The sequence below is a fragment of the Streptomyces sp. NPDC002779 genome, from assembly GCF_042888685.1.
In the GTDB taxonomy this organism is placed as follows: Bacteria; Actinomycetota; Actinomycetes; order Streptomycetales; family Streptomycetaceae; genus Streptomyces.
In genome coordinates, this window is sequence record NZ_JBIAQC010000008.1 from 261773 (window position 1) to 275209 (window position 13437).

At 72.5% G+C, this 13437-nt stretch carries 13 protein-coding genes; 8 read left to right on the forward strand and 5 right to left on the reverse strand.

The features are described from left to right. The first annotated feature begins 213 nt into the window (after positions 1-213). From galE to idi, 3 genes are all read left to right on the forward strand, one after another. Complete coding sequence (galE, locus tag ACFYW5_RS23905; RefSeq protein ID WP_389419094.1) at positions 214-1179, forward strand: UDP-glucose 4-epimerase GalE; 966 nt, start codon at positions 214-216, stop codon at positions 1177-1179. 134 nt (positions 1180-1313) lie between these two features. Beyond that, positions 1314-2252 carry a cation diffusion facilitator family transporter gene (locus ACFYW5_RS23910; protein WP_389419095.1) on the forward strand — a complete coding sequence of 313 codons (939 nt, stop codon included), beginning with the start codon at positions 1314-1316 and terminating at the stop codon, positions 2250-2252. Positions 2253-2416: 164 nt separating this feature from the next. Further along, positions 2417-3010 (forward strand): isopentenyl-diphosphate Delta-isomerase, encoded by a 594-nt coding sequence (gene idi, locus ACFYW5_RS23915; protein WP_389419096.1) that lies wholly within the window; start codon positions 2417-2419, stop codon positions 3008-3010. Between the two features lies 1 nt (position 3011). On the opposite strand, the gene ACFYW5_RS23920 is transcribed toward idi, so the two are convergent. Beyond that, entirely contained in the window at positions 3012-3488 is a 477-nt protein-coding gene (locus ACFYW5_RS23920) for an ATP-binding protein (RefSeq protein ID WP_389419221.1), read from the reverse strand. Positions 3489-3663: 175 nt separating this feature from the next. Further along, positions 3664-4314: an HdeD family acid-resistance protein gene (locus ACFYW5_RS23925; protein WP_389419097.1), complete on the reverse strand. Its 651-nt coding sequence runs from the start codon at positions 4312-4314 to the stop codon at positions 3664-3666. Positions 4315-4427: 113 nt separating this feature from the next. Here ACFYW5_RS23925 and ACFYW5_RS23930 point away from each other — a divergent pair, with 113 nt between their 5' ends. Continuing rightward, positions 4428-5183 carry an enoyl-CoA hydratase/isomerase family protein gene (locus ACFYW5_RS23930; protein WP_389419098.1) on the forward strand — a complete coding sequence of 252 codons (756 nt, stop codon included), beginning with the start codon at positions 4428-4430 and terminating at the stop codon, positions 5181-5183. Here the strand turns inward: ACFYW5_RS23930 and ACFYW5_RS23935 are convergent. Continuing rightward, positions 5170-5805: a DJ-1/PfpI family protein gene (locus ACFYW5_RS23935; protein WP_389419099.1), complete on the reverse strand. Its 636-nt coding sequence runs from the start codon at positions 5803-5805 to the stop codon at positions 5170-5172. The two genes, ACFYW5_RS23930 and ACFYW5_RS23935, sit on opposite strands and share 14 nt — an antisense overlap. A gap of 19 nt (positions 5806-5824) precedes the next feature. Further along, positions 5825-6784 (reverse strand): GlxA family transcriptional regulator, encoded by a 960-nt coding sequence (locus tag ACFYW5_RS23940; RefSeq protein ID WP_389419100.1) that lies wholly within the window; start codon positions 6782-6784, stop codon positions 5825-5827. Between the two features lie 115 nt (positions 6785-6899). On the opposite strand from ACFYW5_RS23940, the gene ACFYW5_RS23945 reads away from it, so the two are divergent. The 4 genes from ACFYW5_RS23945 to ACFYW5_RS23960 all read left to right on the forward strand — a co-directional run bounded on the left by ACFYW5_RS23945 (position 6900) and on the right by ACFYW5_RS23960 (position 11757). Further along, positions 6900-7769, forward strand: a complete 870-nt coding sequence (locus ACFYW5_RS23945) for a hypothetical protein (protein WP_389419101.1) — start codon at positions 6900-6902, stop codon at positions 7767-7769. Positions 7770-7849: 80 nt separating this feature from the next. Beyond that, on the forward strand, positions 7850-7981 hold the full coding sequence (locus ACFYW5_RS23950; RefSeq protein ID WP_256959483.1) for an LPFR motif small protein: 132 nt from the start codon (positions 7850-7852) through the stop codon (positions 7979-7981). Between the two features lie 82 nt (positions 7982-8063). Continuing rightward, a complete protein-coding gene (locus ACFYW5_RS23955; RefSeq protein WP_389419102.1) occupies positions 8064-10442 on the forward strand; it encodes a Tex family protein in 2379 nt (792 codons plus the stop codon). A gap of 127 nt (positions 10443-10569) precedes the next feature. Beyond that, on the forward strand, positions 10570-11757 hold the full coding sequence (locus ACFYW5_RS23960; RefSeq protein WP_389419103.1) for a serine hydrolase domain-containing protein: 1188 nt from the start codon (positions 10570-10572) through the stop codon (positions 11755-11757). Here the strand turns inward: ACFYW5_RS23960 and ACFYW5_RS23965 are convergent. Next, the gene (locus ACFYW5_RS23965) at positions 11754-13394 is read right to left on the reverse strand and encodes an ABC-F family ATP-binding cassette domain-containing protein (RefSeq protein WP_389419104.1); all 1641 of its coding nucleotides are present in this window, start codon (positions 13392-13394) and stop codon (positions 11754-11756) included. The genes ACFYW5_RS23960 and ACFYW5_RS23965 overlap by 4 nt on opposite strands. Between the last annotated feature and the right edge of the window lie 43 nt (positions 13395-13437).

Consider the following 13437-nt stretch of genomic DNA (forward strand, 5'->3'; position numbering starts at 1 on the left):
TCCGTGACACCCGGGCGGCATGTCGGCAGAGGCTATCGGATACCGGGACCGTGGCGTTCACCGCCCGTTTCACGGCCCGATCGACGTGGTTCGCCCACGCCGTTGCCGCGATCATCATCGGGGAAACGGGGCCTGGCCCACAAACTGCGCTGCCAGAGCGGACATTTGCCGCATTTTCTATGGCCGCGGGGGCTGAGCATAGGGTGGACGACCATGACATGGCTGATCACAGGCGGGGCGGGGTACATCGGGGCCCACGTGGCGCGGGCGATGACCGAGGCCGGGGAGCGTGTGCTGGCGCTGGACGACCTCTCGGCCGGGGTGCCCGCGCGGCTGCCGGACGGAGTGCCGCTGATCCAGGGCTCGTCCCTCGACGGCGACCTGCTCAAGCGGGTGCTGGCGGAGCACGCGGTGACGGGTGTGGTGCATCTCGCGGCGCGCAAGCAGGTCGGCGAGTCCGTGGCCCAGCCCACCCGCTACTACCGGGAGAACGTGGGAGGTCTGGCCACGCTCCTGGACGCGGTGGCCGAGGCCGGTGTCCGGCGGCTGGTCTTCTCCTCGTCGGCCGCCGTCTACGGCAACCCCGATGTGGACCTCATCACCGAGGACACCCCCTGCGCCCCGGTGAATCCGTACGGCGAGACGAAACTCACCGGCGAGTGGCTGGTACGGGCCGCCGGGCGGGCCCACGGGATCTCCACCGTCTGCCTGCGCTACTTCAACGTGGCCGGCGCCGCCGCGCCCGAGCTCGCCGACACCGGTGTCTTCAACATCGTGCCCATGGTCTTCGACCGGCTCACCCGCGACGAGGCTCCCCGGATCTTCGGCGCCGACTACCCGACGCCGGACGGCACCTGCGTCCGCGACTACATCCATGTCGCCGACCTCGCCGAGGCCCATCTCGCCGCCGCCCGGCGGCTGACCGACCTGAGCGGCGACCTCACGGTCAACATCGGCCGCGGCGAGGGCGTCTCGGTGCGCGAGCTGATCGACGTCATCGGCGAGGTCACCGGCGACGCCCGGCCGCCCGTCGTCGAGGACCGCCGCCCCGGGGACGCGCCGCGGGCCGTCGCCTCGGCCGCGCTGGCCGCCGAGGAACTCGGCTGGACGGCCCGCCGCTCGGTGCGCGAGATGGTCGCCTCCGCCTGGCGCGGATGGCTGCTGCACCACGGCGGCTGATCGCCCAGCGCTCTGACCTGCGGATCGTTTCTGCAGGTCAGAGCATATGACAACGGTGTTCAGTGCCGCGTTGCCCGATACCCCCCACCCGTAGTTCACTGTGATCCGGAAGCGATGACAGGAGGCGGCTTTCCATGGGGGCTGGGCACGATCATGGGCACGCGCACGGCGGCCACGCCGGCGGTACGGCGACCGCGGCGTACCGCGGCAGGCTGCGCATCGCGCTGTCGATCACGCTCACCGTGATGGTGGTGGAGATCGTCGGCGGCGTGCTCGCCGACTCGCTCGCCCTCGTCGCGGACGCCGCGCACATGGCGACCGACGCCGTGGGGCTCGCCATGGCGCTGCTGGCGATCCACTTCGCGAACCGTCCGGCGACCGGCAACCGCACCTTCGGCTACGCCCGCGCGGAGATCCTCGCCGCGCTCGCCAACTGTCTGCTGCTGCTCGGCGTCGGCGGGTACGTCCTCTACGAGGCGATCCAGCGGTTCATCACGCCGGCCGGGACCGAGGGCGGGCTGACCATGGTGTTCGGTGCGATCGGTCTGGTCGCCAACATGATCTCACTCACGCTGCTGATGCGCGGCCAGAAGGAGAGCCTGAACGTCCGCGGGGCGTTCCTGGAGGTGGCCGCAGACGCGCTGGGCTCGCTGGCGGTGCTGATCTCCGCGGTGGTGATCCTGACGACGGGCTGGCAGGCGGCGGACCCGATCGCCTCGCTCGTCATCGGCCTGATGATCGTGCCGCGGACCGTGAAGCTGCTGCGCGAGACCCTGGAAATCCTGCTGGAGGCGGCCCCCAGGGGCGTCGACATGATGGAGGTACGGGCCCACATACTGGCTCTCGACGGGGTCGAGGACGTGCACGACCTGCACGCCTGGACCATCACCTCGGGCATGCCGGTGCTCTCCGCGCACGTGGTCGTCAGCCCCGAGGCGCTCAGCGCGATCGGGCACGAGAAGATGCTCCACGAGCTCCAGGGCTGCCTGGGCGACCACTTCGACGTGGAGCACTGCACCTTCCAGCTGGAGCCCAGCGGGCACGCCGAGCACGAGGCGCGGCTCTGCCACTGAAATCCGGCGCGCGGCGCGGCGCAGCGGTCCGGCGCGCGGCGGCGTCTTCACTCCCAGCGCCGGGCGGCGCCAGGGTTCCGCGGTCGCCGCGCCGGGCACCAACTGCCGGGAGTGCCGGATTCGTGCGGCACACTTGGGGCGCACAACCGATGTGAAGGATGGGTATGCCGATCACACCTGCCGCCGCGACGCACACCTCGCCGAACGGCACCGCAGCCGAGATCCTGCTCGAACTGGTCGACGAGAACGGTGTGACGATCGGCACCGCGGAGAAGCTCGCCGCCCACCAGCCCCCGGGACAGCTGCACCGCGCCTTCTCCGTGTTCCTCTTCGACGAGCGGGGCCGGCTGCTGCTGCAGCGGCGGGCGCTGGGCAAGTACCACTCCCCCGGTGTCTGGTCCAACACCTGCTGCGGCCACCCCTACCCCGGCGAGGCGCCCTTCGCGGCCGCGGCCCGGCGGACGTACGAGGAGCTGGGGGTGTCGCCGTCGCTGATGGCGGAGGCGGGCACGGTCCGCTACAACCACCCCGACCCGGACTCGGGCCTGGTGGAGCAGGAGTACAACCACCTCTTCGTGGGCATGGTGCAGTCCCCGCTGCGCCCCGACCCGGAGGAGGTCGGGGACACCGCTTTCGTGACGCCCGCCGAGCTGGCGGAGCGGCACGCCGAGAACGCCTTCTCGGCCTGGTTCATGACCGTGCTGGACGCGGCCCGTCCCGCGGTCCGCGAACTGACGGGCCCGTCCGCCGGCTGGTGAGCTACGGCACGCGCGCCGGTCTGAGCGGCAGGGCGGCCCAGATCACCTTGCCGCCGCTCGCGGTGTGCTCGACGTCGCAGACGCCGCCCGCCTCCTGGGTGATCTCCCGCACCAGCAGCAGCCCGCGCCCGCCGGTCCGGCCGTGGTCGGCCTCCAGGGCGGTGGGGCGGTAGGGGTGGTTGTCCTCCACGGCCACCCGCACCCACTCCGCGCCGACGGCGACCTCCACGGCGAGCACCGGGGACAGCAGCGCCGCGTGCCGGACGGCGTTGGTGACCAGTTCCGAGACGATCAGCAGCAGGGCGTGCACCTGGTCGTCCGTGAGCGGCACCCCCTGGCGGTACAGCAGATCCCGTACGGCGTGCCGCGCCTGCGGGACGGAAGCGTCGACGGCCGAGGCGGTGAACCGCCACACACCCTCGTAGGGCAGTGGGTCCTCTGTTGGGCGTGGGGCCGGCCCGCGCCCATGGTTCTCCATCGTCCGGTCGCCACCCTTGCGCTCGATTGTCACCACGAGTCGAGTGTTGATTCCGAGCCGCTCCGGTCCATGGAACTGAACACAAGTCAGCGCTTTTCGAGCGCTTTCTGATCGATGACGCATGACGTGGTCAGGTGCGGGACCGGTCCTGTCCCACCTGTGCCGACATTACGAACTATTCGGGTTGTACGGGTTTGGTGGCGCCGGGTGCGGGAGTGTCAGGCTCGGTGGTGCCGGGCGCGGGGGTGCCGGGGTCCTTGGCCTCGTTGTCCATCGCGTCGGAGACCAGCCCCATCACGCGCCGGCCGCCGTAGCCCGTGGCGATGAGCCCGAGCCCGTCGAAGAGCAGGGCGAGCGCGAAGAAGGTGCCGATGACGTACTTGCTGCTGCTCGGCCAGGAGGCCAGCACCGCAATGCCCAGCAGCAGGTCGAAGGCGCCCTGGATCAGCGTCCAGCCGAACTGCGGTCCGCGCACCACCGCGCTGCCCACCAGCCGGAACACCCCGCCGGTGAGGAACAGCAGCGCGGCGAACATGGTCAGCGCCTCGGCCGCCGCCTCCGGTTTGGCGATGATCACGACACCGGCCGCGAGGTTCAGCGCCGCGACCACCACACCGAGCCAGAAGAAGTTGGAGCCGCGCGCCTGGATGGCGTGCAGCAGGCCGACGGCGCCGCCGATCAGCAGCAGCCAGCCGAACAGCAGCATCGAGGTCAGCGTGGCGGCGGCCGTGTAGACCAGGCCGACCAGCCCCGCGACGACGAGGATCACGCCGAGCACGGTGAGCCGGCCGAAACCGCGGCGCAGCTCCTGGGTGGACTCGCTCATCGGCGCCTCCTCCGTCGTTGTCCAGCCTTCGAGTCCCCTGCGCACCCGGTGCCGTAACGCTCCGCGTCGCCCTTCCTGATCGGCCGTCCGACGGGGCGGATAGCATCCCGCGCATGGAGCCCCAGCTGCTGCACGGCGTCACCGACTCGGTCGCCACCGTCGTCATCCACCATCCCGAGAAGCGCAACGCCATGACCTCGGCGATGTGGGCCGCGCTGCCGCCGCTGCTGGACACCCTGGCGGCCGATCCCCAGGTGCGGGCGCTGGTGCTGACCGGGGCGGGCGGCACGTTCTGCGCGGGGGCGGACATCGGCGCGCTCCAGCACGCGCCCGAGGAGGCGCAGGGCCTCGCCCGGCGCGCCGAGGACGCGCTCGGGGCGTTCCCGAAGCCGACGCTGGCCGCCGTGCGCGGGCACTGCGTGGGCGGCGGCACGCAGCTCGCGGCGGCCTGCGATCTGCGGTTCGCCGAGGAGGGGGCGCTGTTCGGGGTGACGCCGGCGAAGCTGGGCGTCGTCTACCCGGCCTCTTCCACCCGGCGGCTGGTGGCGCTGACCGGCCCGGCCGCCGCCAAGTACCTGCTGTTCTCGGGCGAGTTGATCGACTCCGCGCGGGCGCTGCGCACGGGCCTGGTCGACGAGGTGCTGCCCGCGGGCGAACTGGACAAGCGGGTGGCCGAGTTCACCCGGATCCTGGTCAGCCGCTCGCAGCTGACACAGGCGGCGGCCAAGGAGTTCGCGAACGGCCGCCCGGACCGGGACGCCCACTGGAGCGAGCAGGCGCGCGGCAGCGGCGACCTCGCGGAGGGGGTAGCCGCGTTCCTGCAGCGCCGGCCGCCGCGCTTCACCTGGAGCATGCCTACGTCAGGATGAACCGGCTCTTGGCGCGGAACTCCGCCACCAGATGCGCGGGCGCCTTCTCGGGCGATCCGGCGTCGTAGGGCGGCTGCGGGTCGTACTCCGTGAGCAGCTGTACGGCCTGGGCGTGTTCGTCTCCCGCGATGCGCCCGAGGAGCGTCAGGCCCATGTCTATGCCGGAGGAGACACCGGCGGCGGTGACGTACTTGCCGTCGATGACCACCCGCTCCCCGGTGGGCTCGGCGCCGAACCGCTTCAGGTGGTCCAGGGCCAGCCAGTGGGAGGTCGCCCGGCGCCCCGCCAGCAGCCCCGCGGCGGCCAGCAGCAGGGAGCCGGTGCACACGGACGTCGTCCAGGTGCTGGTGGCGTCGGCGGCGCGCAGCCAGTCCAGCAACGCGGTGTTCTCCATCTGCGGAGTCTGGCCGGGGCCGCCCGGCACGACCACGATGTCCGGGTCCGGCACCTCGGCCAGGGTGCGGTCGGCGGTGAGCGCGAGGTTCCCGGTGTCGCTGCGGACGGGACCGGTCCGCTCGGCCACGAAGACGGTCTCCGCGTCCGGCAGGCGGCCGAGGGTCTCGTAGGGGCCCACGGCGTCGAGGGCGGTGAAACGGTCGAACAGGACGATGGCGATCTGCATCGGGGACCTTTCGTCGGCGTCAGTGGACGGGTGCGGGACGGAAGCGGCGGCGGTACTCCGCCGGGGCCGTGCCGAGGGCCTTGAGGAAGGCCCGGCGCATGGCCTCGGGGGTGCCGTAGCCGCTGGCTCGGCTGATCTCCTCGACGCCCGCGGCGGTGTCCTCCAGGAGGCGGCGGGCGTGTTCCAGGCGGACCCGGTCCACGAAGCGGCCGGGGGTGGTGCCGGTCTCGGCGCGGAAGGCGCGGGCGAAGTGGCGCGGGGAGAGTCCCGCGCGGGCGGCGAGCGCCTCGACGGTCAGGTCCTCGGCCGGGTGCTCGGTGATCCACTGCTGGACGTCCCGGAGCGGTTCACGGCGGGCGGTCTGGGCGGCGAGCTGGGCGCTGAACTGGGCCTGGTTGCCCGGTCGGCGCAGGAAGACGACCAGGTAGCGGGCGATGGTCAGGGCGGTGTCCCGGCCGAGGTCCTCCTCGACCAGGGCGAGCGCGAGGTCGATGCCCGCGGTGACACCGGCCGAGGTGGCGACCGGTCCGTCGCGGACATAGACGGGATCGGGGTCGACGTCGATCGCCGGGTGGTCCCGGGCGAGCTTGGCGCAGTACGCCCAGTGGGTCGTCACCCGGCGGCCGTCCAGCAGGCCGGCCTCAGCGAGCAGGATCGCTCCGGTGCAGACGGAGACGAGGCGCTCGGCTCGCGGTCCGTGCTCGCGCAGCCAGGCGGTCAGCCGCGGATCGGGACCGCGGGTGCCCTGGCCGCCCGGGACGAGGAGGGTGTGCGGGGCGGGCGCGTCGGCGAGGGAGGTGTCGGGTACGAGGGTCAGACCGCTGGAGGTGCGGACGGGGCCGCCGTCCAGGGAGGCCGTACGGATGTGGTAGGTGCCCGGCGCCTGGTGCTCCGCGCCCGTGAAGACCTCCAGCGGGCCGGTGACATCGAGGCTCTGCACACCGTCGAAGAGGATGAGGAGAACCGTTCGCTGCGCCATGCCCCCGATTCTTCGCGCCGGCGCTCATGGCCGCAATGACGAGTTCCCCACCTTTCCTGCCACCTGCGGTCACCCCCTGGACCTGGGATACCAAGCGGTCGGTAACCTGCCCGGCATGACTACAGCCGCCCTGGACCCGCGCGCGGGCCGCCGCTGCCACAACGCGCTCAACACGCTGCACTCCATGCACTACTTCGCGCCCGAGCTGGGCGAGGAAGCGGGCGCCCTGGGGATCACCCACCCCAAGGCCGTGAACTTCGCGGTGCGGTCCGCCGCCCTCGGCGCCGTCGGGCCCGGCACGGTCGCGGCCACCTTCTACAACTACAAGTACGAGGCCGTGGCCCGCCATGTGCCCGCCGTGTGGCAGACCGCCGCCCCGGAGCAGGTGCTCGCCGCACGCGCGCGTGCCGTCGACGCCATGCTGCGCCGGCTGCTCGGCGCGGAGATCATCGCCTCCGCTGAGCTGGCCGAGGCGGCGGAGCTGGCGCTGCGCGCCACCGAGGCGTGCTCGCGCCACGCCCGGCCGCTGTACGCCGCCCACGCGGACCTGCCGGTTCCCGAGGAGCCGCACATGGCGTACTTCCATGCCGCCACGCTGCTGCGCGAGTACCGGGGCGACGGGCATCTCGTCGCACTGGTGGCCGCGGAGCTCGACGGCCTGGAGGCGCTGGTGACGCACACCGCGACCGGCCGGGGCTTCACCCCGAAGTGGCAGCTCGCCACGCGCGGCTGGAACCAGGACGAGTGGGACGCGGCCTGCGCCCGTCTTTGCGCGCGGGGCCTGCTCGACGACTCCGGCGAACTGACCGAGGAGGGCGTCGCCCTGCGCGACCGGGTCGAGCGCGAGACGGACCGCCTGGACCGCGCGCCCTACGAGCACCTGGGCGCCGAGGGCGTGGCCCGGCTGACGGAGCTGGGCTCAGGCTTCGTCCGCACCGCGCTGGCCGCGGGCGCCTTCCCCGCCGACCTGATCGGCAAGGCGTGATCACGCACCATGCATGATCGAGAGCGCACGAGGTACCCGATCCTCACTGCCGACGTGGCCGCAGAGGAAAGGGGAAGCTTGTGTTCCGCGCTATTGCAGACGTACTCCGCCAGATCGGTGGCGCCATCGCCACCGTCGTGACCCTGCCCTTCCGGGCGCTCGCCCGGCTCTTCGGCGGCGCGTCCGGCAGCGCGCGCGGGCGCAGGGCCTGACCCGGGCCCGCCCTCATCCCCGGTTGTCGGTGTCACCTGCCACAATTGCCGCGCAACCTCAGTGAGAAGGCGGTACGGGATCGTGACGACACCCGGGTCCATGGCAGCAGGGTCCATCGAAAGCAGGATCGCCGAGGAACTCGGCGTGCGGGAACGGCAGGTGAAGGCCGCCGTGGAACTGCTCGACGGCGGTTCGACGGTGCCCTTCATCGCCCGCTACCGCAAGGAAGCGACCGAGCTGCTCGACGACGCGCAGCTGCGCACGCTCGAGGAGCGGCTGCGCTACCTGCGGGAGCTGGAGGAGCGCCGGACGGCGATCCTGGACTCCGTGCGCGAGCAGGGCAAGCTCACCGGTGAGCTGGAGGCGCGGATCCTGGGCGCCGAGACCAAGGCGCGCCTGGAGGACATCTATCTGCCGTTCAAGCCCAAGCGGCGGACCAAGGCGCAGATCGCGCGCGAGGCGGGCCTGGAGCCGCTTGCCGACGGGCTGCTGGGCGATCCGGCCGTCGAACCGCTGGCCGCGGCCGCCGCGTTCGTCGACGCCGACAAGGGCGTAGCCGATCCGCAGGCCGCCCTCGACGGCGCCCGGGCGATCCTCACCGAGCGGTTCTCGGAGGACGCCGACCTGATCGGCGAGCTGCGCGAGCGCATGTGGGTGCGCGGGCGGCTGGTCGCCAAGGTGCGGGAGGGCAAGGAGGAGGCGGGCGCCAAGTTCTCCGACTACTTCGACTGCGCCGAGCCGTTCACCGAGCTGCCCTCGCACCGGATCCTGGCCATGCTGCGCGGCGAGAAGGAGGAGGTCCTCGACCTCGTCCTGGAGCCGGAGGAGCCGACGGACGGGCCGTCGTCGTACGAGGGCATCGTCGCCGCCAGGTTCGGGATCGCCGACCGGGGCCGCCCCGGCGACAAGTGGCTGAAGGACACCGTCCGCTGGGCCTGGCGGACCCGGCTGCTGGTGCACCTCGGCATCGACCTGCGGCTGCGGCTGCGCACGGCCGCGGAGGACGAGGCGGTCGACGTCTTCGCTGCGAACCTGCGCGACCTGCTGCTCGCCGCGCCGGCCGGCACCCGCGCGACGCTCGGCCTGGACCCGGGGTTCCGTACGGGCGTGAAGGTGGCCGTGGTCGACGCCACCGGCAAGGTCGTGGCCACCGACGTCATCCACCCGCACGTCCCGGCCAACAAGTGGGACGAGGCCATCGCGCGGCTCGCCCGGCTCGCCGAGGAGCACGCCGTCGAGCTGATCGCCATCGGCAACGGCACCGCGTCCCGCGAGACCGACAAGCTCGCCGGTGAACTCATCACCAAGCACCCCGAGTTGAAGCTCACCAAGGTGATGGTGTCCGAGGCCGGCGCCTCCGTGTACTCGGCCTCCGCGTTCGCCTCGCAGGAACTGCCCGACATGGACGTGTCGCTGCGCGGCGCCGTCTCCATCGCGCGCCGTCTGCAGGACCCCCTCGCCGAGCTGGTGAAGATCGACCCGAAGTCGATCGGCGTCGGCCAGTACCAGCACGACCTGTCCGAGGTGAAGCTGTCGCGCTCCCTGGACGCGGTGGTGGAGGACTGCGTGAACGGCGTCGGTGTCGACGTGAACACCGCGTCCGCCCCGCTGCTCTCCCGGGTCTCCGGCATCACCTCCGGACTCGCCGAGAACATCGTGGCGCACCGCGACGCGAACGGTCCCTTCACGTCCCGGTCCCAGCTGAAGAAGGTCGCCCGGCTCGGCCCCAAGGCCTACGAGCAGTGCGCGGGCTTCCTGCGGATCCGGGGCGGCGACGACCCGCTGGACGCCTCCAGCGTGCACCCGGAGGCGTACCCGGTGGTCCGGCGGATGGTGAAGACCTCCGGCCAGGAGGTGGCGTCCCTCATCGGGAACACCGGTGTGCTGCGCTCGCTCAGGCCGCAGGAGTTCGTGGACGAGACCTTCGGTCTGCCGACCGTGACCGACATCCTCAAGGAGCTGGAGAAGCCCGGACGCGACCCGCGGCCCGCGTTCAAGACGGCCACCTTCAAGGAGGGCGTCGAGAAGATCTCCGACCTGTCGTCCGGGATGGTCCTGGAGGGCGTCGTCACCAATGTCGCCGCCTTCGGGGCCTTCGTCGACGTCGGTGTCCACCAGGACGGCCTGGTGCACGTCTCCGCGATGTCGAAGACGTTCGTGAAGGACCCGCGCGACGTCGTCAAGCCGGGTGACATCGTGAAGGTGAAGGTCCTCGACGTCGACATCCCGCGCAAGCGGATCTCGCTGACGCTGCGCCTGGACGACGAGGCCGCGGCCCAGGACCGGCCGAGCGGTGGCGGTGAGCGCCGTCAGCAGCGCGGCGGGCGTCCGCCGCAGCAGCGCCAGGGGCGGGGCGGTGGCGGCGGTACCGCGCGTCAGGCGCCGCCCCCGGCGAACAGCGCGATGGCCGACGCGCTGCGGCGCGCGGGGCTGGCGGAGCCGAAGAAGGGCAAGCGCTGACCGGTGGCCCGGCCTCTCCCTCGTGGAGCGGCCGGGCCATTGGGCCGGGTGCAGCAACACGGCGGGCCCACGGGTGCGGGGCGCAGCAGGCTGGACCGCGACCGACCAGCGCCTCCCGGGAGTGCCCATGCCGATCCGCCGCCGTGTCCCGCGCCGCCCCCGACGGGGAGCGGTCCCCCTCATCGCGGTCTGTCTGACCACGCTGTCCCCCGCCGTGGCGGGCGCCGCCACCCCTCCGCGGCCGGACCACGATCCCGCCCTCCAGCGGCAGTTGGAGGACCTGATCCGCAGACCCGGCGGTCCGCCCGGAGTCATCGCCGTGCTCAAGGACGAGCGCCGCACCCGCGTGGTGAAGGCCGGAGTGGCCGACCTGGAGACCGGGCGCGAGCCCGGGGTGCACGACCACATGCGGATCGCCAGCGCGGCCAAGGCGTTCAGCGGCGCGGTCGCCCTGTCCCTCGTCCGCCTCGGCGATCTGAGCCTGGACGACACCCTGGGCGAGCGCCTGCCGCACCTGCCGGACGCCTGGAGCGCGGTGACCCTGCGCCGGCTGCTGCAGCACACCAGCGGCCTGCCCGACTACTCCGAGTCGCCCGAGTTCGTGGAGACGCTGCTCGCGGACCCCCGGCACCGCTTCGACTCCCGCAGGCTGCTCGACTTCGTCGCCGACCGGCCCCTGCACTTCCCGCCGGGCAGCCGGTACCGGTACTCCAACTCCGACAACATCGCCGTGGCCCTGATGGCCGAGGCGGCCACCGGCGAACGGTACGAACGGCTGCTGCGCGAGCTGGTGTACCGGCCGCTGGGCCTGCGCCACACCAGCCTGCCGCAGGACCACCGGATGCCGAGGCCGTACCTGCACGGCTACGACGTGTCCCCGCCCGAGCCGCCGGAGGACGTCAGCGAGCTCATCGGCATGTCCGGGGTGTGGGCCTCGGGCGGCATCGTCTCCACGCCCGCCGACATGACCCGCTTCATCCGCGGCTACGCCGGGGGCAAGCTCTACGGCCAGGACGTCGTCCGGCAGCAGCGCGCCTGGGTCGAGGGCGCGTCCGAGCCCGCGGGGCCGGGAAAGAACAAGGCGGGGCTCGCCCTCTTCCGGTACGCCACGCGCTGCGGGGTGGTCCTCGGCCACACCGGCAACACACCCGGCTACACCCAGCTGTTCGCGGCCACCCCGGACGGGCGCAGGTCCCTGACCTTCTCCACGACCACGCAGATCAACCAGACCCTCAAGCCGGATCTGCTGCGCACACTGCGCGCCGTCCAGGAGAACTTCGTCTGCGCGCTGCTGAAGGGCAAGGGCAAGGGCTAGCGCTCGGTCACCTTGCCGTCGGCGACCTCCAGGCGCCGGGTGACGTGGACCGCGTCCAGCATGCGCCGGTCGTGGGTCACCAGGAGCAGGGTGCCCTCGTAGGCGTCGAGTGCCGACTCCAGCTGCTCGATGGCCGGGAGGTCGAGGTGGTTGGTCGGCTCGTCGAGGACGAGGAGGTTGACGCCCCGGCCCTGCAGCAGGGCCAGAGCGGCCCGGGTGCGTTCGCCGGGTGAGAGCGTGGCCGCCGGACGCAGGACGTGGTCCGCCTTCAGGCCGAACTTGGCGAGCAGGGTGCGCACTTCGGCCGGTTCGGTGTCCGGGACGGCCGCGGCGAAGGCGTCCAGCAGCGCCTCCTCGCCGTGGAACAGCTTGCGGGCCTGGTCGACCTCGCCGATCAGTACGCCCGAGCCGAGCGCCGCCTGCCCCGCGGTCAGGGGGACACGGCCGAGCAGGGCGCCCAGCAGGGTCGACTTGCCCGCGCCGTTGGCACCGGTGACCGCCACCCGGTCCGCCCAGTCGATCTGCAGGGTGACCGGGCCGAGGGTGAAGTCGCCGCGGGCGACCTCCGCCTCGCGCAGAGTCGCCACCACCGCGCCCGAGCGCGGGGCCGAGGCGATCTCCATGCGCAGGTCCCACTCCTTGCGCGGCTCCTCGACGACGTCGAGGCGTTCGATCATGCGCTGGGTCTGGCGGGCCTTGGCGGCCTGCTTCTCGCTGGCCTCGCTGCGGAACTTGCGGCCGATCTTGTCGTTGTCGTTGCTCGCCTTGCGGCGGGCGTTCTTCACGCCCTTGTCCATCCAGGAGCGCTGCATCTGGGCGCGGTCCTGGAGGGCGGCCCGCTTGTCGGCATACTCCTCGAAGCCCTCGCGGGCGTGGCGGCGGGCGACCTCGCGCTCCTCCAGGTAGGCCGCGTAACCACCGCCGTAGAGGTTGATCTGCTGCTGGGCGAGGTCGAGTTCGAGGACCTTGGTGACCGTGCGGGTGAGGAACTCCCGGTCGTGGCTGACGACGACGGTGCCGGCGCGCAGGCCGCTCACGAAGCGCTCCAGGCGCTCCAGGCCGTCGAGGTCGAGGTCGTTGGTGGGCTCGTCGAGGAGGAAGACGTCGTAGCGGGACAGCAGCAGGGAGGCGAGCCCGGCCCGCGCCGCCTGGCCGCCCGACAGCGACGTCATCGGCTGGTCCAGGTCGACGGCCAGGCCCAGGGAGCCGGCTACCTCCTCGGCCCGCTCGTCGAGGTCGGCGCCGCCCAGGTCCAGCCAGCGCTCCAGGCTGGTCGCATACGCGTCGTCCGCGCCCGGCGCCCCGTCCACCAGGGCCTGGGTGGAGTCGTCCATGGCGCGCTGGGCCTCGGCGACGCCGGTGCGCCGGGCCAGGAACGCGCGGACGGTCTCGCCGGGCCGTCGCTCCGGCTCCTGCGGGAGGTGGCCGACGGTCGCGGTCGGCGGGGAGAGACGCAGCTCACCCTCCTCCGGTGCGAGCAGCCCGGCCAGCATCCTGAGCAGGGTGGACTTGCCGGCACCGTTGGCGCCGACCAGACCGATCACGTCTCCGGGCGCGACGACGAGGTCGAGCCCGCTGAACAGGGCGCGGTCGCCGTGGCCGGCGGCGAGGTTCTTCACGACGAGGGTGGCAGTCATCAGGCCTCGATCCTAAGGGGCGGCGCCGGGTGGCTTCATGCCC